Consider the following 18,520-nt stretch of genomic DNA (forward strand, 5'->3'; position numbering starts at 1 on the left):
GGCGGCCGCGGGGTGGTTTTTTCGCCCCCCTCGCGGGCGTGTGCACCGTCGCCCCCCCGCGGCCGCCCCGCGCCGCCGCCGAAGGGGCCCGGGCCAGGGGGTTGCTGTACCCCTACGCCGGCGCCGTGGGCGCCGTCGACGTTTTGGAGACTGCGTAAATGAAAGCCCGCCTGATCGCCACCGGTGAACGCGCACCCAGCTGGGTCGCGCAGGGTTTCGCCGAATACCAGAAGCGGCTGTCGCACTGGCTGCCGTTCGAACTGGTGGAAATCGAGCCGGGCCTGCGTGGCAAGGGCCGCGATGCGCGTCGCGCCACCGAGGACGAAGGCAAGCGGGTGATCGCTGCGCTGCCGAAGAATGCCTACGTGGTGGCGCTGGACGTGCCGGGCCGCCAGCTCAGTTCCGAACAGCTCGCGCAGCGCCTGGAGCATTGGCGCGGGCAGGGCAGGGACCTGGCGTTCCTGATCGGTGGCCCGGAAGGGCACTCGCCGGAAGTGTCCGCGCTGGCCGATGAGAAGTGGTCGATCGGACCGCTGACCCTGCCGCACATGCTGGTGCGGCTGGTGGTCGCCGAGCAGCTGTATCGGGCCGCCGCAATGATTGCGAATCACCCCTACCATCGCGCGTGAAGAGTGGTTATACTAGTCGTCTGCCCGAATAGCTCAGCCGGTTAGAGCACTTGACTGTTAATCAGGGGGTCGTTGGTTCGAGTCCAACTTCGGGCGCCACCTTTGAAAACCCGCATCGCGAGATGCGGGTTTTTTTTGCGTCTATTGTCAGGCCCTGAAATTCCTGTAGAGCCGAACCCACGTTCGGCTGCTCTGCTTCGCAGCGTCAGTCGAGCATGGCTCGACTCTACAAGGTGAAGCAGCCGGGCATGGGCTCGGCGCTGCCGTTCCGGCAAAAACAAAGGCCCGGGCAGATGCCCGGGCCTTTGCAGGTGACGCGCCTTCGATTACTTGAAGGTGTACTTGGCGCCGACGGTGAAGTAACGGCCAATCGCACCGCTGAAGTGCAGCGGGTTGTAGTTGACCGCACCGTAGGTGCTGGGGTCGAGCGGAGCGATGCGGTCGAACACGTTCTGCACCGAGGCGTTCAGTTCGAAGGCTTCGGTGATGTTCCAGCGGCCGGACAGGTCGAAGGTGGTGAAGGAGGAGATCTTCTCCACCGGCGAACCGTCTTCATAGAAGGCCAGGTAGTCGCCACCGCGGCGGTCCTTGTTCTCCATGCTGTCGATGTAGTTCACCACACCGCTGACGCTCCACGGGCCCTGCTTCCAGGTGGTGCCGAAGTTGATCTTGTCCTGCGGCGTACCGATGCAGTTGGTCACGTCGCAGTTGCCGTGGGTGCCGACGTAATCGACGGTGGTGTCACCCTCGGTACGTTCGAACTTCAGGATGTGGCTCCACTGCAGGTCCATTTCCAGCTGGCCGGCGCCGAAGTCGAAGGTCTGGCGCACGTCGGTGTCGATACCGCGGACACGCGAGGAGTTGGCGTTCACGTACGCGGTGTTGACCGCCAGGATCGTGCCGCTGTTGGCCACGCCACCGATGTTGTTGGAATCGCGCAGGACGTTGCCGGCGGCGATCGCATCGGCGGTGCTGCCCTGGGCGATTTCGTTGGTACGCTTGATTTCCCAGGCGTCAACGGTCAGCGAGGTGGTGGAGGTCGGCTGCAGCACGATACCCACCGAGTAGCTCTTGGACTCTTCCGGCTTCAGGTCCTTGTTCGGGCGGGTGATGATCGCCACCGAGCGCGCGGTGCACTCGTTGGCCGGATCGATGGCGCAGCGCACCGGATCGCGGGCGTTGGAGAAGGCGGCCAGGCCACCGTCACCGTTCTCGGCCGGGTTCGGCGCGCGGAAGCCTTCGGCGTAGCTGGCGCGCAGGGCGATCCAGTCGGCCGGGGTCCACTTCACGCCCAGCTTCGGCGTGGCCTTGCCTTCACCGCTCTCGTACTTGTCGTAACGCACGGCGCCCGACAGTTCCAACGATTCCAGCACCGGTGCGGACAGTTCGGCGTAGCCGGCGTACACGTTCTGGGTGCCGTCATAGGCCGAGTAGCCCAGGCCGATGATCTGGCCGACGTCGGTGAAGGTCTGCGGGGTCAGGCTGTTGCTGGTCTTGCGCCACTCGGTACCGAAGGCCAGGCCCAGCGGGCCGCCCTTCAGGTCCATCAGGCTGCGCGAGATGGTGAAGTCGAACATGTCCAGGCTGGACTTGGCGCGGGCACTGATGGTCGGGCTGATCGCGTCGTAGACCGACTGCGGGGTCAGCGACGCGTTGTCACCGATGCGCCAGGTGCCGTACGGACAGGCCGGGTTGCCCAGCACGCAGCGCACGGCGTCATAGTTCAGGAAGCCGGTGCGCTTGTTGACCAGGTCGGTGCCCGAGTGCAGGTAGGCGGTGTCGTAGCTCCACTCACCCCAGTTGCCCTTGACGCCCACCAGGAAGCGGTTGAACTCGTTGGTGTTGTTGGTCACGCGCGGGCCCACGTCCCAGGCGCTGTAGCGCAGGCGCGCAGCGTAGGGCAGCGGATTGTCCGGGTGGCCGGCGTAGAGCATGGTCGCACCGGCGCCGCTGTTGGCGTTGACCGGGCCGCCCGGGTAACCCCAGCCGCCGGACACGCCGGACGGCGTATTGCTGAAGATGGTTTCCTTCTTCGAGTAGCCGATCTCGGTGTAGACCTCGCCGCCTTCACCGAAGGCGAAGCTGGCACGGCCGAACACGTTGACGTACTTCTCTTCCGGGGTCAGGTCACGGTACAGCTGTGCCGGATCCCACAGGCAGCCCTGTGCCTGGGCGGTGGCATCGGTCTGGCCCGGAATCGTGGTCACGCCCGCGCAACCCGGCAGCGCAACCAGCTGGCCGGCATTGTTGAACACCGAGCCGTTCGGGCCGGTGCCGCCGGCAGTGCCGCCGGACAGATAGGCGCCACCGAGGAACTGCGCGTCAGCGGCGTCGTAGCCCCAGCGACGGATATCGCCGGTGCCGATCCACTTGCGGTTCTTGCGGTCGCTGATCTGGATGCGGTCGGTCTTGCCGACGTCCAGGCTGAAGAACGCGTTCCAGCCGTCGCTGGCGAGGTCGCCGGTACCGGCGGTCAGGGTGGCCTTCTTGGCATCGCCGTCGCCATCGCTGGACACGCCGTACGAACCGCGCAGGATCGCGCCCTGGAAGTCGCTGCGCAGGATGATGTTGACCACGCCGGCGATCGCATCGGAACCGTAGATGGCCGACGCGCCGTCCTTCAGCACTTCCACGCGCTCGACGGCGTCGAGCGGGATGGTGCTGAGATCGGTGAACACCTTCTGGCCGTCATCGGCCAGGCCGTAGGTCGCCATGCGGCGGCCGTTCAACAGCACCAGCGTCGAGCCGGCACCGAGGCCGCGCAGCGAAATGCCCGCGCCGCCACCGGCGAAACCGTTGCCGAAGGTCTTGGGAATGGAGCCGGCGCCATCGGCGGTGAGCGTCTGCAGGTACTCGGCGACCGTGGTCTTGCCGGTGCGGTCGATTTCCTGGCGGGTCACCACCTGCACCGGAGACGGGGTCTCGGTGTTGGTGCGCGGGATGTTGGAACCGGTGACCGTGATGCGGTCAAGGTTGGTGGCCTGTTCCTGTGCGAAGGCAGAGGAGGAGACCGCGGCGCCGGCCAGCAGCAGAGTGCCGCCAGCGAGGATATGGGTGATGGAATTTGCCAGGTGGTTTTGGCGGCGGCTGGCGGGCCGTTGGATCGGGTGTTTCACAGCTTCTCTCCTGACTGGAAAACTCGAGCATTGAGGGCGTCATCCGGTGCGTACCGGGACGCGTCAATCTAGGTTTCTGGCAGGTGACGAAGCTGTGAAGTTTTACTGAATTCGTAACGATCTTTCGACCAGAGCGAAATGTTTTGGCGCGAACGGCTCTTGACGCGGGACAAATGGGGAAAAGGGCGGCCCGGCATGGTGCCGGGCCGCCCACGGGCTTCAGTCGGGCAGGGAGAACTGCACCGGCACCATGCCGATGGCCGGCACGGCCACGCCATCACGCTCGGCCGGCACGAACCGCCACTGGCGCAGCACCTGCTGGCGTGCGGCCTGGTCCAGGCTGCGCGAGCCGCTGCTGCGCTCGATGCTGACGTTCACCGGCTTGCCGCTGGTATCCACCTCGACCCGCAGCAGGACGGTGCCCTGTTCGTGGTTGCGCAGCGCCGGGACCGGATAGGCCGGCGGCGGGGCGCTGCGGTACTGCAGCTGCACCCCGGCCATCGGCGTGGACGGCGCCAGGCTTGGTGCCGCCTGCACGGGGGCCGGTTCGGCCGCGGGCAGGATGATGCCCTGGGCCTCCTCCAGCGTCGCGGTCGGGGCCGGCAGCGGCGGGACCACGGTCGGCGCGGCCTGCGGCCTGGGCTTGACCTCGGCCTGTACCGGTTGCGGCTCGATGGGCGGCGGCTCCGGCGGCTTCGGCTGTTCCTTGGGAATCAGCCTGACCTCGGTGGTGTCGCGGGGCAAGGCGGTGATGGCCTGGTAGGTTGCCGGGATCAGCAGCAACAGGAAGGCCAGCAGGTGCAGGGCGATGGCCGCGCTCCAGGCGGCGACGCGGGCGGGATCAAACTGCAGCGGTACAACGGGATACGTACGAACCATGGTCCACCTCCATGCCAGTGACGAAGTCCTCAACGCACCAGGGCCGCCATCGGGGTTGCCGCACGCGGCTGGCAGTCAATCATTAGCGCCGCCCCCCGGCCACTGCCTAGAGGCAGGGGCGACGCCGTTGGGCTGGGCTTCATGAACCGGTAGCGCCGGGCCATGCCCGGCGGAAGAGGCCGCGCCGCTGCGCTCGCGGAGAACGGCCCCGCGCCACCTGGGCGGCAGGTGATCGACGGCCCGCCAATGAAAACGGCGCCCCGAAGGGCGCCGCGTGTGTTCTTCCGCTGCGCTCGCGGGGCATGGCCCCGTGCTACCGGTTACCGGCCCAGTTCGAACACCACGTCCAGGTTCACCGACACGGTCGATTCACCCGGCGCCACCGGGGTGGCCTTGTCCATTGCCGCGCCGGCGGCCATGGCCCGCATCATCGGCATCGGGCGGAAGCCGCCATTGCTGTTCTCGGAGATGCTGACGATGCGGCGCACCTGCAGGCCCAGCGACTTCGCATAGGTCTGGGCGCGGGCCTGGGCCTTCTTCAGCGCGGCCAGGCGGGCTTCGTCATAGACCGGCTCGGGCTGGTCGATCTCGAACTGCGGGCCGTTGATCTGGTTGGCGCCCTGCGCGGCCAGGGCGTCGAGCACCTTGCCCAGCTTGGCGATGTCGCGCACCTTCAGGCTGACCGTGTTGCTGGCCTGGTAGCCGGTGATCTTCGGCGCCTCGTTGTCGGCGTAGCGGTACTGCGGGTTGAGGCTGACGCCGCTGGTCTGCACGTCGCGCTCGGCGATGCCGGCAGCCTTGATCGCGGCCAGCACCTTGTCCATCTGCTGGGCGTTCTCGCGCATGGCGCTGTTGCCGTCTGCGGCCTGGGTGACGACACCGGCCGACAGGGTGGCCACGTCCGGCACGCGGGTGGCTTCGGCATTCGCCGAGATGTTCAGCAGGGTGCCTTCGGCCGGGGCGGCGATCGACGGCGACGACGGGGCGGCGTGGGCGGTCATCGAGGCTCCAAGAGCGAGGGACAGGGCAAGCAGCAGCGGGGTGGCGGTGCGGCGCATGGGATCTCCTTGTTGTGGCGGTGAGGGTGGTGTCGTAGCGATGAACGCGCTGTGAGTCCGTTCGGGGTTGGACGCGCATCGGGCGGGGTTGCCGACGATTCAGGCAGTGCCCTCAGGTTATGCTGTGCCGATGCTCTATCTTGCTTCCCGCTCCCCCCGACGCAACCAGCTGCTGGCCCGACTCGGACGCCCCTTCCAGGCCCTCGACCTGGAGGTGCCCGAGGTGCGTGCGGCTGCCGAAAGTGCCGAAGCCTATGTATGCCGCGTCGCGGCCGACAAGGCGCGCGCCGGCCTCGCCGCGGTGCTGGCCACGGACCCGCAGGCGCGGGTGCTGGGCTCGGACACCGAGGTCGTGCTGGACGGCGAGGTGTTCGGCAAGCCGGCCGATGCGGCCGACGCGCGGGCGATGCTGGCGCGGCTGGCCGGGCGCACCCACCAGGTGATGACCGCCGTGGTGGTGGTGGGCGCTGGCGGGCTGGAGAGCGAGCTGGTCGTCTCCGAGGTCACCTTCGCCCCGATCAGCGCGGCGGACATCGCCGCCTACGTGGCCACCGGCGAGCCGCTGGACAAGGCCGGCGCCTACGCCATCCAGGGCGGGGCCGAGCGCTGGATCGAACACCTTTCCGGCAGCTACTCCGGCGTGATGGGGTTGCCGCTGCTTCATACCGATCGTCTGCTGGCGCGCCGCGGCGTGCCGGCCCCCATTGCCGATGCCGCCAGGGAGGCTGCCGATGTCTGAGGAAATCCTGGTCAATGTGACCCCGCGCGAGACCCGGGTCGCGGTGATCGAGAACGGCATGCTGCAGGAGCTGCACATCGAACGCGGCTGGCGCCGCGGCGTGGTCGGCAACATCTACAAGGGCAAGGTGCAGCGGGTGATGCCCGGCATGCAGGCGGCCTTCGTCGAGGTCGGCCTGGAGCGCGCGGCGTTCCTGCATGCCAACGACGTGATCCGGCCGGCCCCGGTGGCCAGCGCCGATACCGAGAACACCACCCTGCCGCCGCCGTCCAGCGTGCCCATCGTCGAGCTGCTGCGCGACGGCCAGGACATCGTGGTGCAGGTGGTGAAGGACCCGATCGGCACCAAGGGCGCGCGCCTGACCACGCAGATCAGCATTCCCTCGCGCTACATGGTGCTGCTGCCGCAGTCCAAGGTGGTGGGCGTGTCGGCGCGCATCGAGGATGAAGGCGAGCGTGCACGGCTGAAGGCGCTGGTGACCGAACTGTCGGCCCAGCACGGCGGCTACGGCTACATCGTGCGCACCAATGCCGAAGGCCAGCCGGCCGAAGCCATCGCCGAGGACGTGGCCTACCTGTCGCGCGTCTGGAACGTGGTCGAGCGCCGCGGCCGCGAGGCGCCCTCGTGCAGCAACATCTATGAAGACCTGAGCCTGCCGCTGCGTTCGGTGCGCGACCTGATCCGCAAGGACGTGGACAAGGTGAAGGTCGATTCGAAGGAGACCTTCGCCCAGCTGCAGGCCTTCGTGGCCAAGTACATGCCGGTGCTGGCCGAGAAGCTGGAGCTGTATTCGGGTGACCGGCCGATCTTCGACATGTTCGGCGTCGAGGACGAGATCGGTCGCGCGCTGGACAAGCAGGTGCCGCTGAAGTCCGGTGGCTACCTGGTCATCGACCAGACCGAGGCGATGACCACCATCGACGTGAACACCGGTTCGTTCGTCGGCCAGCGCAACCTGGAGGAAACCGTGTTCCGCACCAACCTGGAGGCCGCGCAGGCGGTGGCCAGGCAGCTGCGGCTGCGCAACCTGGGCGGCATCATCATCATCGATTTCATCGACATGGATGATCCCGAGCACCGCCGCCAGGTGCTGCGCACGCTTGAGAAAGCCCTGGCCCGCGACCACGCCAAGACCACGGTGTACGACTTCTCGCCGCTGGGCCTGGTCGAGATGACCCGCAAGCGCACGGTGGAAAGCCTGGAGCGGCAGCTGTCCGAAACCTGCCCGCAGTGCAGCGGGCGTGGCTCGATCAAGACCACCGAAACGGTGACCTACGAGATCTTCCGCGAGATCACCCGCGCCGTGCGCCAGTTCGAAGCGGCGCGGCTGCTGGTGATCGCGTCGACCAAGGTCGTGGCGCGCATCACCGAGGAGGAATCGGCGGCGGTGGCCGAGCTGGAGGAATTCCTCGGCAAGAGCATCCGCTTCCAGGCCGATGAGCAGTACCTGCAGGAGCAGTTCGATGTCGTTCTGCTCTGAGCCGCGCGGACCGGGCGCCGGTCGGGGCCGATGAGCGCGCCGCCGCGCCTGCGACTGCGAAGGATCCGCCGTCATTTCGTTGCTGCCTGCGCGGTCGGCCTGGTCGTGCTTGCGCTGCTGGTGGGTACGCTCAGCCAGCTGCTACCGCTGGCCGAGCGCCACCCCGAGGCGATCGCCGCGTGGCTGAGTGAGCGCGCCGGGCAACCGGTGCGTTTTGAACAACTGGACACCGCCTGGACCCGGCGCGGCCCGCTGCTGCAGCTCAAGGGCCTGCGCATCGGCGCGGGGCAGGGCCTGGCGATCGGCGAGGCCGAGGTGCTGGTGTCGATGTACAGCGGCCTGCTGCCGGGCCGTTCGCTGACCGAGCTGCGCCTGCGCGGCCTGGCCCTGGACCTGCAGCAGGGCAGTGATGGCCGCTGGTCGGTACGTGGCCTGCCGCAGTCCAGCAGCGGCGGTGATCCGCTGGATGCGCTGCGCCGGCTGGGCGAACTGCAGGTGATCGGTGGCCGCCTCGGCGTGCATGCGCCCGGCCTGGGCGTGGATGCCACGCTGCCGCGCATCGACCTGCGCCTGCGCGTGGATGGCGACCGCCTGCGGGTGGGCGTGCGCGCCTGGGCACAGACCGACGCGCTGCCGCTGACCGCGGTGCTGGACCTGGACCGCCGCCACGGCAACGGCCAGGCCTGGCTGGGCGCGGATCCCGTCGATTTCAAAGCGTGGTCGCCGTTGCTGGCGGCCGGCGGCCTGCGCCTGCGCGAAGGCAAGGGCGAACTCAACCTGTGGCTGGTCCTGCGCGACTTCGCGCCGGTGGCCCTGACCACCGATTCGGACCTGCGCGAGGTGCGCGTCGACGGCGCGCCGCTGCAGGGCGCGCCGCTACAGGGCATGACCACGCCGGGCCTGCAGCTGCAGCGCGTGCAGGCGCGCCTGCGCTGGCAGCGCCAGGGCGATGGCTGGGCGCTGCAGGTGCCGCGCCTGCGCCTGCAGAGCGGGCCGGACGAACAACAGCTCGATGGCCTGCAGGTACAGGTGGGCAGGCAGCTGCGGATCAGCAGCGGGCAGGTGCAGGCGGGTACCGCGCTGCGCGCGCTGGCCCTGAGCGACCGCCTGGAGCCGGGCCTGCGCCGCTGGCTGTACCTGTCCAAGCCGCAGCTGGACGTGCAGTCGCTGCAGCTGCAGGGCGAGCGCGACGGCCCGTTGTGGGCGCAGGGCGAACTGCAGGCGCTGGGCTTTGCCAGCGTCGGCGATGCCCCCGGCGTGCGTGGCCTGGGCGGCCGTTTCGAAGGCGATGCCGATGGCTTCAGCCTGCAGCTGAAGCCGCAGCAGGAGCTGCAGTTCGACTGGCCGACCGGTTTCGGCGAGCGCCACGACCTGCACCTGGCCGGGCAGATCGTCGGCTGGCGCGACGAAGCCGGTGGCTGGCGCATCGGCACCCCGGCGATGCGCGTGGAAGGCACCAACTATGCGGCCGACGTACGTGGCGGCGTCTGGTTCCAGGGCGACGGCACGCGCCCGTGGCTGCAGCTGGCGGCCAAGCTGGACGACGTGCCCATGACCGCCGCCAAGCGGTTCTGGATCCATTCGAAGATGAGCAAGGGCGCCACCGACTGGCTGGATGCGGCCTTGGTGGGTGGCCAGGTGCGCGGTGGCATCGGCCTGGTCAGCGGCGACCTGGACGATTGGCCGTTCGACAACAATGATGGCCGCTTCGAGGCCACCGGCCACATCAGCAACGGCGATATCCGCTTCCAGCACGACTGGCCGCTGATGGGCCAGGTCGACGCCGATATCGCCTTCATCGGGCCGGGCTTCCACATGCAGGGCCGCGGTGACCTGGCTGGCGTGGCGGTGCAGAAGTTCGAGGCCGGCATCGAAGATTTCGGCCATGCGCCGCTGTACGTGCGTGCCGACAGCCAGAGCGAGGCGGGGCGCCTGTTGGCGATGCTGCGGCAGAGTGGCCTGCACAAGGACTACGGCGACACCCTCGACAACCTGGTCGCCAGCGGCCCGGCCAACGTGCACTTCGACCTGCTGCAGCCGCTGCACCACGATGAAGGCGGCGGGCACCTGCAGGGCACGGTGGACCTGGCCGGTGTGAAGCTGGTGGACAAGCGCTTCGATCTGGAATTCGACGCCATGCAGGGCCAGGCCCGCTACGGCAGCGGTGGCTTCGCCGCCGAGGAGCTGGCCGTGCGCCACCTCGGCCAGGACGGTCGCCTGAGCCTGCGTGCCGGTGGCTATGTGCGCAATCCGGCGCTGGCCTTTGAATCGGAACTGGCCGCACACCTGGATGCCAAGGTGCTGATCGACCGTGCGCCGGAAATGGCCTGGCTGAAGCCCTATCTGGAGGGCACCTCGGCCTGGACCGTCGCCGTCAACCTGCCCAAGGTGGCGCCCGGTGCGCCGGCCCCGCCCAGCGAGCTGCGCCTGCATTCGGACCTGGTGGGGACCCGCCTGGACCTGCCGGCGCCGCTGGACAAGCCGGTCGCCGATGCGCTGGCGACCACCGTGTCGGCACAGCTGCCGATGGGCGACGGCCGCATCGACGTGGCGTTCGGCCAGCGCCTGGCCCTGGCCGCGCGCACCCACAACAGCCAGACCGGCGTGCAGGTGACGATGGGCAGCGACCGCGTGGACCGCGACCCGCCGCCCAGCGGGCTGGCCATCAACGGCCGCAGCCCGACCCTGGATGCGCTGGAATGGATCGGCCTGGCCCGTGGCGCCGGTGGCGATGGCGACCCGATGCCGCTGCGCGCGGTGGACGTGCAGGTCGGCAGGCTGATGCTGATCGGCGGCATCTTCGAACAGACACGGCTGCAGCTGCGGCCGGGCGCGCAGGCGCTGGACGTGCGTCTGGACGGCCCTTCGCTGGCCGGCCACCTGAGCGTGCCCAATGCCGACGGCGGCACCATCAGCGGCCAGCTCGACCGCGTGCACTGGCAGTCACCGCCGGCCGCGCCGGGGGCTGACACCGCGGTGGCCGCCACACGGCCGCAGACCGGTGCCGATGACATGGATCCGGCCAAGCTGCCGCCGTTCGCGCTGGACATCGCCGACCTGAAATTCGGCAAGGTGATGCTGGGCCAGGCGGTGCTGCGCACGCGACCGCTGGGCAACGGCCTGAGCGTGGACGAACTGCGTTTCCGTGCGCCGGAGCAGGAGATCGACATCACCGGCCGCTGGCTGGGCAAGGGCGCCGGCGCGCGCACCGAACTGACCGCGAAGGTGCGCAGCGAAGACCTGGGCGGGCTGATGCAGAACCTCGACTACGCCGGCCAGCTGCGTGGCGGCTCCGGCCAGGCGCAGCTGCAGGCGGCCTGGGCCGGTGGGCCGTCGGATTTCCAGCTGGGCAACCTGCAGGGCACGCTCGACATCGATGCGCGCAACGGCCAGCTGCTGGAACTGGACCCCGGTGCGGGCCGCGTGCTCGGCCTGCTCAGCGTGGCCCAGCTGCCGCGTCGCCTGATGTTCGATTTCCGCGATTTCTTCTCCAAGGGCTTCGCCTTCAACCACATCGAAGGCGGCATGCAGTTCGCCGACGGCATGGCGCGCACCGACAACGTGCTGATCGAAGGCCCGGCCGCCAACATCACCATCCGTGGCCAGACCGACCTGCGCCAGCAGCAGTTCGACCAGACCATCGACGTCAACCCGCGCGCGGGCAACCTGCTGACCGTGGTCGGCGCGGTGGCCGGCGGGCCGGTGGGCGCGGCGCTGGGTGCGGCCACCAATGCGGTATTGTCCAAGCCACTTGGCGAGATCGGCGCCCGGACCTACCGGGTGACTGGCCCCTGGAAGGAGCCGAAGGTGGAGGTGATCGAGCGCAGTCGCGACCGGACCCCGGCCCCGCCGCGCGCGCCTGCACCGGCCCCGTCCGTGCCGCCGACCGTCACCGACCCGCCGCGCCCGCGTTGAGCGTCGCGGCCCCTGTTCATCCGGCGGCCTTGCCTGGCCGCCTCCAGACCCCCAGATCGAGACCATGACTGATAACGCACTGACGCTTGCCCAGGACCGCCTGCTGCGCCCCGGCGGCCTGGATACCGCCGGCCTGGAGCGCACCTTCGGCCAGCTGCTCGGCCCCGGCGTGGACTTCGGCGACCTGTACTTCCAGCATGCCCGGCGCGAAAGCTGGAGCGTGGAGGATGGCATCGTCAAGGACGGCGCCCATTCCATCGAGCAGGGCGTGGGCGTGCGCGCCATCGCCGGCGAGAAGACCGGCTTCGCCTATTCCGATGACATCCATGCCGACGCGCTGCTGACCGCCGCGCAGTCGGCCCGCGCCATCTCGCGCGAAGGCGGCGCCCAGGCCGGACGTTCGCTGCTGCGCGGCAACGCGCGCGCGCTGTACCCGACCCTGGACCCGATCGACAGCCTGGGCAACGAGGCCAAGGTCGAGGTGCTCAAGCGCCTGGACGGCTATCTGCGTGCCGCCGACCCGCGGGTGAAGCAGGTGATGGTGAGCCTGTCCGGTGGCGTCGACACCGTGCTGGTGGCCCGCACCGACGGCGTGCTGGGTGCCGACGTGCGCCCGCTGGTGCGGCTGAATGTGCAGGTGATCGTCGAGCAGAACGGCCGCCGTGAATCGGGCTATGCCGGCGGCGGTGGCCGCTATGGCTATGCCGAACTGTTCGCCGATGGCCGCCCCGAGGCCTTCGCCCGCGAGGCCCTGCGCCAGGCGCTGGTGAACCTCGAAGCCGTACCGGCCCCGGCCGGCGTGATGCCGGTGGTGCTCGGCCCGGGCTGGCCCGGCGTGCTGCTGCATGAAGCCGTGGGCCACGGCCTGGAAGGCGACTTCAACCGCAAGGGCACCAGCGTCTACGCCGGCCGCATGGGCGAACGCGTGGCCGCCCCGGGCGTGACCATCGTCGATGACGGCACCCTGGACGGGCGCCGCGGCTCGCTCAACATCGATGACGAGGGCCACCCGAGCCAGTGCACCACGCTGATCGAGGACGGCATCCTGGTCGGCTACATGCAGGACAGCCTCAATGCGCGCCTGATGGGCGTGGCGCCGACCGGCAACGGCCGTCGCGAGTCGTTCGCGCACCTGACCATGCCGCGCATGACCAACACCTACATGCGCGCCGGCGAGCACGATCCGCAGGAAATGATCCGCTCGGTGAAGAAGGGCCTGTATGCGGTCAACTTCGGCGGCGGCCAGGTCGACATCACCAGCGGCAAGTACGTGTTCTCGGCCACCGAGGCCTACCTGATCGAGGATGGCCGGATCACCGCGCCGGTGAAGGGTGCGACCCTGATTGGCAACGGCCCGGAAACCATGCAGAAGGTGCGCATGGTCGGCAACGACCTGGCCCTGGACGAGGGCGTCGGCATCTGCGGCAAGGATGGCCAGAGCGTGCCGGTGGGCGTGGGCCAGCCCTCGCTGCTGATCGAAGGCATCACCGTCGGCGGTACCCAGGCCTGAGCCGGGCGATGGCCAGCGCCAGCGCCCGGGCCGGCGGGAACTCAGTCCTCGTCGGCTTCGTCGGTCTCGACGTCGTCGGCCTCATCGGCCGCGGCCTTCAGGCCCAGCGCCGCCGGCAGCATCAGCGTGCGCAGCACCTGGAAGATCTCGCGGTAGGCGCGCGGCGGCTTGTTCTTGGCCTTTTCGGCCTGGGCGTTGCGCACCAGCGTACGCAGCTGCTGGCGGTCGGCCTGCGGGTACTCGTCGAGAAGGGCACCCAGCGCCTTGTCGCCGTCGGCCAGCAGGCGCTCGCGCCAGTCCTCGGCGCGGTGCATCATCGCCACTTCGCGGCGGCCGGTTTCGCTGTTGGCGTCCAACGCATCGCGGATCGCGTCCAGCGTGGCGTCTTCCTCGCGGCGCATGTGCTTGGCCAGGAACGCCAGCTGGCGCTTGTGGGCGATGTGGGCGGTGATCCGCTTGCACTCGGCGATATGCGGCAGCAGGTCTTCCGGCACCGGCAGGCGCGCCAGCTGGGCCGGGGTCAGCGACACCAGCTTCTCGCCCAAGGCCAGGACATCGAGCGCGTCGCGCCGGTTCTGGCTGCGGCTCTTGTCGTGGAATTCACCGGTTTCTTCGTCGCGTCCGCGCATCGTCCATACCTGATTTCAAAAAAAGTCGCCCGGCGTGATGCCGGGCCCAACCCGCACAGGATAAAGCATTGAACGTGATCGCCCCTGAAGTGGCCGTCGGCGACGACAGCCCGGCCCGTCTGGAACGCCTGGCCGACCTTTCCCAGCAGCTGCTGGAGCGCGCCCGCGCGCTGGGCGCCAGCCAGGCCGAAGTCAGCTGCAGCGAAGACCGCGGGATGGAAGTGAACGTCCGTCTCGGCGAGGTCGAGACCGTGCAGTCCACCCGCGACCGCGGCATCGCCGTGACCGTCTATTTCGGCCAGCGCAAGGGCAGCGCCAGCACCGCCGACCTGAACGAGGCGAGCCTGGCGGCCACCGTCGAGCAGGCCTGCGCGATCGCCCGCCACACCGAGGACGACCCGGCTGCCGGCCTGGCCGACGCGACGCTGATGGCCCGCGATTTCCCCGACCTGGACAGCTGGCACCCCTGGGCACTGCAGGCCGACGAGGCGGTGGACCTGGCCCTGGCCTGCGAAGCGGCCGGCCGCGAGGCCGACCCGAGGATCAGCAATTCCGACGGCGCCTCGGTGTCGAGCATGCAGAGCGTCTCGGTGTACGCCAATTCGCACGGCTTCATCGGCCGTGAGCGCGGCACCCACCATTCGGTCGGCTGCGCCCTGATCGCCGGCAGCGGCGATGGCATGCAGCGCGACGGCTGGTACACCGGCGGCCTGGCCCGCGAGGACCTGGAGGCGGCCGACCACGTGGGCCGCCGCGCCGCCGAGCGCACCGTCTCCCGCCTGCAGCCGCGTCCGTTGCCGACCGGCAGCATGCCGGTGCTGTTCGCCCCGGAAGTGGCGCGCAGCCTGGTCGGCCATCTGCTGTCGGCGGTGTCCGGCGGTGCCCTGTACCGCCAGGCCAGCTTCCTGCTGGACAGCGTGGGACAGCAGCTGTTCCCGGACTGGATGCAGATCGAGGAGCTGCCGCACCTGCGCCGCGGCCTGCGCTCGGCGGCCTTCGATGGCGACGGCGTGGCTACCCGGGCCTCGGCCCTGGTCCGTGACGGCGTGCTGCAGCGCTACGTGCTGGGCAGCTATTCGGCGCGCAAGCTGGGCCTGCAGACCACCGCCAATGCCGGCGGCGTGCACAACCTGCAGCTGGCGGCCAACGCCGGTTCGCTGCAGGACATCGCCCGGCAGATGGGCCAGGGCCTGCTGGTGACCGAGCTGATGGGGCAGGGCGTGAACGGGGTGACCGGCGATTATTCGCGGGGCGCCGGCGGCTTCAAGGTCGAGAACGGCGAGATCCAGTACCCGGTCGACGGCATCACCATCGCCGGCAACCTGCGGGAGATGTTTGCCGCCATCGAAGCGGTCGGCAGCGACGTCGACCCGCGCTCGCACATCCGCACCGGCTCGATCCTGGTCGGGCGGATGACCATCGCCGGTAATGATTGATGCCATTGATGGCGTAAGCTATGCGCGCCTGACGCGACCGGCCTGCTGCCGGGCGGTCAAGACCACCCAAAAACAAGGAGTTTTGTCGTGAGCGATTTCGAAAACGTGCCGGCCGCCTCGAGCGTGCCGAGCGACCAGCGCACCATGGCGCTGGCAGCGCACCTGCTGGGCATCTTCACCGGTTTCATCGGTGCCCTGATCATCTGGCTCATCAACAAGGATGACGCCGGCAAGGGCTTCGTCACCGACCAGTCCAAGGAAGCGCTGAACTTCCAGATCACCGTCGCCATCGCGGTGCTGGTCTGCGTGATCCTCAGCTTCGTCATCATCGGCGCCATCCTGATGCCGATCGTGTACGTGGCCAACCTGGTCCTGTGCATCATCGCGGCAGTGAAGTCCAACAACGGCGAAACCTACCGTTACCCGTTCACCCTGCGCCTGATCAAGTAAGATCGGCCGCCTGTGAACATGAAAACGCCCGGCATTGCCGGGCGTTTTTGTTTGCATCGCCGGTAGCGCCGGGCCATGCCCGGCGGGTACGGTCAGTGATCGCGTTCCACCGCCAGCGTCGCCAGCGCACGCAGTGCGTCGGCCTCTTCGCCATGGCCGGCCAGCACCGACTGCATGCGCGCTGCCAGTTCACGCAGGTGCGCCTTGGCACCGTCCATGCCCAGCAGAGCCGGGAAGGTGCTCTTGTCCTGCGCCTGGTCCTTGCCGGCGGTCTTGCCCAGCTGCTCGGAACTGGCTTCGACATCGAGGATGTCATCGCGCACCTGGAAGGCCAGGCCGAGCGCATCGGCGAAGTCATCCAGCTGGGCCAGCCGTGCCTCGGGGGCGTGGCCGCACAGCGCACCCATGCGCACCGCGGCGCGGATCAGCGCACCGGTCTTCAGCGCGTGCATGCGGGTGAGCGCGGCCAGCGACTGCTGCTGGCCGGTGGCATCGATATCCAGCGCCTGGCCACCGCACATGCCGGACGCACCGGAGGCGTGGGCCAGGGTCTGCAGGCAGGCCACGCGCAGGGCGGCCGGCAGCGGCGCATCGGCCAGCAGGCCGAACGCACGGGTCTGCAGGGCATCGCCGGCGAGGATCGCAGTGGCCTCGTCGTAGGCGATATGGGTGGTGGGCTTGCCGCGGCGCAGGGCGTCGTCGTCCATCGCCGGCAGGTCGTCATGCACCAGCGAATAGGCGTGGATCATCTCCACCGCCATGGCGGCGGCATCGAGCTGGTCCAGCGGCGCGCCGAACAGCTGGCCGCTGGCATACACCAGCAGCGGGCGCATGCGCTTGCCACCGCCCAGCACCGAATAGCGCATTGCCTGGTGCAGGCGTTGCGGCGCATCGGCTGGCGAGGGCAGGGCGGCGTCGAGCTGGCTTTCGATACGGTCGCGCCAGCGGGCGAACTGCGCTTCAGCCGTCATGGCTGGGCGGGTCGAAGGGTTCTGCGGTTTCGGGCTGGGCGGGATCGCTGAGCAGGCGCACGCGCAGTTCGGCCTGCTCCAGCGCCTGCTGGCACTGGCGGTACAGACCGACGCCACGTTCGTAAGCACTGAGCGAAGCTTCCAGGCTCAGCTCGCCGGTTTCCATCTGCTCCACCAGTTGTTCCAGCGATTCGAGCGAGTGCTCGAACTGCGCAACGGGGGAGGCGTTTTCGGGGGACTTCTTGGCCATGCGACAAGTGTGGACGGCTGCCGCGCGGGGGTCAATTCACCAGCCGCCCGGTCGCCACTGCAACTGCGCATCGTGGTCCTGCAGCCAGGCCTGCAGCGACGCGGAAACGACCACGTCCGCGGCCGCCAGCAGCTGCCCGCCGTCGAACAGCAGCGGCAGCTGCGCACGCCGCCATGGCGCCAGGTGCTCGCGCTGCAGGCAGTCCTTCAACGCGTGTGAATGGGTGCGCCCGGGCAGCGCGATGCGTTCGCCACCCTGCCGCGCACGCACCTGCAGGGGCCGGTCGAAGGCTGCGCCGCCGAGCAGGCGCAGCTGTCCGCCATCGGGCAGCGGCAGCGGCGCACGGCCATCCCACGCGGCCTGCCAGTCCGCGGGCAGGGCGGGCAGGTGTGCCGGCAGCAGGTAGGCGTGGCCACGCCATTGCTGGATGGCGTGATCCTGCCAGCGCACCTGCGCCTGGCGATCGCTGGATGCTTCCAGCAGTTCCTGCTGCAGTTGCCGCAGCACCGTGGCCGGCAGCGGTGCGGCGCCATGCGCGCGCACCCAGGCACGCAGCACGCGTGCACCGCGCGCGGGCGACACCTGGCGCAGCAGTTCCAGCGACAGCACGCGGGGCGCCACTTCGAGATGGGCGATCAGTTCGGCATCTTCCTCGTCCAGCAACGCGCGGGTCTGCGCGCAGTGGTCGGCGCTGCCGGCCAGTGCCGCGGCCGCGTGCGGCCAGCGCTGGCGCAGCAGCGGCATCACGTGCAGGCGCAGGAAGTTGCGGTCGGCATCGTCGCGTGCGTTGCTGGGGTCTTCGATCCAGCGCAGGGCATGCGTCTGCGCGTAGTCGCGCAGCGCGTCGCGTGCGGTGTGCAGCAGCGGCCGCCACAGGCGATGGTCGTGCAGGGTGCTGTCGACGGCCATCGCCGCCAGGCCATCGATGCCGGAGCTGCGCAGGGCACGCAGCAGGAAGGTTTCGGCCTGGTCGTCGAGGTGCTGGGCCAGTGCCAGGGTTTCGCCGTCCCGCAGTTCAGCGGCGAAGGCCGCGCGTCGCGACTGGCGTGCCGCTGCTTCCAGGCCGAGGCCGGCAGCGGTGTCGACCTGCACGCGATGCACGGCGAGTTCGATGCCCAACGCATCGCATTGCTGCTGGCAGTGCGCTACCCAGGCATCGGCGCTGGCCTGCAGTCCGTGGTGCACGTGCACGGCGCGCAGCGGTGTGCCGCTGGCGTAGGCGCAGCGTTGCAGCCAGTGCAGCAGCACGGTCGAATCCAGGCCGCCGCTGTAGGCGACGAGCAGCGGGGTTTCCAGCGCTACCAGAGTGGGAAAGGTACTCACGGCGGGAAGTATAAGGGGGGGTCTGGCAGGGCTGCGCCCTGCACCCGCCGAAGCCGAAGCCGAAGCAACAGCAACAGCAACAGCGGGCTATCCGTGGGATGGCGGGGGGGGGGGGCGAGAAGGGGTGCGGCGCCG

14 protein-coding genes and 1 tRNA gene are annotated in these 18,520 nt (G+C 69.3%); 8 read left to right on the top strand and 7 right to left on the bottom strand.

Annotated features, from left to right (window positions below):
• Positions 1–158: 158 nt before the first annotated feature.
• The gene (gene rlmH, locus ACVOK1_RS17300; protein WP_079222687.1) at positions 159–629 is read left to right on the top strand and encodes a 23S rRNA (pseudouridine(1915)-N(3))-methyltransferase RlmH; all 471 of its coding nucleotides are present in this window, start codon (positions 159–161) and stop codon (positions 627–629) included.
• A 22-nt stretch (positions 630–651) separates the two neighbouring features.
• Positions 652–728: transfer RNA gene (locus ACVOK1_RS17305), tRNA-Asn, on the top strand.
• 227 nt (positions 729–955) lie between these two features.
• Here ACVOK1_RS17305 and ACVOK1_RS17310 read toward each other — a convergent pair.
• From ACVOK1_RS17310 to ACVOK1_RS17320, 3 genes are all read right to left on the bottom strand, one after another.
• Positions 956–3,745: a TonB-dependent receptor gene (locus ACVOK1_RS17310; protein ID WP_481562779.1), complete on the bottom strand. Its 2,790-nt coding sequence runs from the start codon at positions 3,743–3,745 to the stop codon at positions 956–958.
• Positions 3,746–3,964: 219 nt separating this feature from the next.
• Complete coding sequence (locus ACVOK1_RS17315; protein ID WP_481562780.1) at positions 3,965–4,624, bottom strand: energy transducer TonB; 660 nt, start codon at positions 4,622–4,624, stop codon at positions 3,965–3,967.
• Between the two features lie 320 nt (positions 4,625–4,944).
• Positions 4,945–5,682 carry an SIMPL domain-containing protein gene (locus ACVOK1_RS17320; RefSeq protein ID WP_164073578.1) on the bottom strand — a complete coding sequence of 246 codons (738 nt, stop codon included), beginning with the start codon at positions 5,680–5,682 and terminating at the stop codon, positions 4,945–4,947.
• 130 nt (positions 5,683–5,812) lie between these two features.
• Here ACVOK1_RS17320 and ACVOK1_RS17325 point away from each other — a divergent pair, with 130 nt between their 5' ends.
• The 4 genes from ACVOK1_RS17325 (at position 5,813) to tldD (ending at position 13,326) form a co-directional block, all read left to right on the top strand.
• Positions 5,813–6,421: a Maf family nucleotide pyrophosphatase gene (locus tag ACVOK1_RS17325; protein ID WP_481562781.1), complete on the top strand. Its 609-nt coding sequence runs from the start codon at positions 5,813–5,815 to the stop codon at positions 6,419–6,421.
• Positions 6,414–7,901, top strand: coding sequence for a ribonuclease G (rng, locus tag ACVOK1_RS17330; RefSeq protein ID WP_481562782.1), 1,488 nt, complete (start codon positions 6,414–6,416; stop codon positions 7,899–7,901). Before ACVOK1_RS17325 ends, rng begins: the two co-directional genes overlap by 8 nt.
• A gap of 30 nt (positions 7,902–7,931) precedes the next feature.
• On the top strand, positions 7,932–11,816 hold the full coding sequence (locus tag ACVOK1_RS17335) for a YhdP family protein (RefSeq protein WP_481562783.1): 3,885 nt from the start codon (positions 7,932–7,934) through the stop codon (positions 11,814–11,816).
• A 64-nt stretch (positions 11,817–11,880) separates the two neighbouring features.
• Positions 11,881–13,326, top strand: coding sequence for a metalloprotease TldD (gene tldD / locus ACVOK1_RS17340; protein WP_116864709.1), 1,446 nt, complete (start codon positions 11,881–11,883; stop codon positions 13,324–13,326).
• 41 nt (positions 13,327–13,367) lie between these two features.
• Here the strand turns inward: tldD and yjgA are convergent, their stop codons facing one another.
• Positions 13,368–13,955, bottom strand: a complete 588-nt coding sequence (gene yjgA / locus ACVOK1_RS17345) for a ribosome biogenesis factor YjgA (protein ID WP_108769524.1) — start codon at positions 13,953–13,955, stop codon at positions 13,368–13,370.
• Positions 13,956–14,023: 68 nt separating this feature from the next.
• Between yjgA and pmbA the strand changes: the two genes are divergently transcribed.
• A complete protein-coding gene (gene pmbA / locus ACVOK1_RS17350) occupies positions 14,024–15,391 on the top strand; it encodes a metalloprotease PmbA (protein WP_481562784.1) in 1,368 nt (455 codons plus the stop codon).
• An 87-nt stretch (positions 15,392–15,478) separates the two neighbouring features.
• Positions 15,479–15,841, top strand: a complete 363-nt coding sequence (locus tag ACVOK1_RS17355) for a DUF4870 domain-containing protein (protein WP_108769522.1) — start codon at positions 15,479–15,481, stop codon at positions 15,839–15,841.
• 92 nt (positions 15,842–15,933) lie between these two features.
• Here the strand turns inward: ACVOK1_RS17355 and ACVOK1_RS17360 are convergent, their stop codons facing one another.
• The 3 genes from ACVOK1_RS17360 to tilS are packed head-to-tail and all read right to left on the bottom strand — an operon-like array spanning position 15,934 to position 18,385.
• Complete coding sequence (locus ACVOK1_RS17360; protein WP_108769521.1) at positions 15,934–16,812, bottom strand: polyprenyl synthetase family protein; 879 nt, start codon at positions 16,810–16,812, stop codon at positions 15,934–15,936.
• Entirely contained in the window at positions 16,802–17,062 is a 261-nt protein-coding gene (locus ACVOK1_RS17365; RefSeq protein ID WP_164073583.1) for an exodeoxyribonuclease VII small subunit, read from the bottom strand. The genes ACVOK1_RS17360 and ACVOK1_RS17365 overlap by 11 nt, the downstream gene beginning before the upstream one ends.
• 36 nt (positions 17,063–17,098) lie before the next feature.
• Positions 17,099–18,385 (bottom strand): tRNA lysidine(34) synthetase TilS, encoded by a 1,287-nt coding sequence (tilS, locus tag ACVOK1_RS17370; RefSeq protein WP_481562785.1) that lies wholly within the window; start codon positions 18,383–18,385, stop codon positions 17,099–17,101.
• Positions 18,386–18,520: the final 135 nt, after the last annotated feature.

The sequence above is a fragment of the Stenotrophomonas sp. STEN087 genome (genome assembly GCF_056759115.1).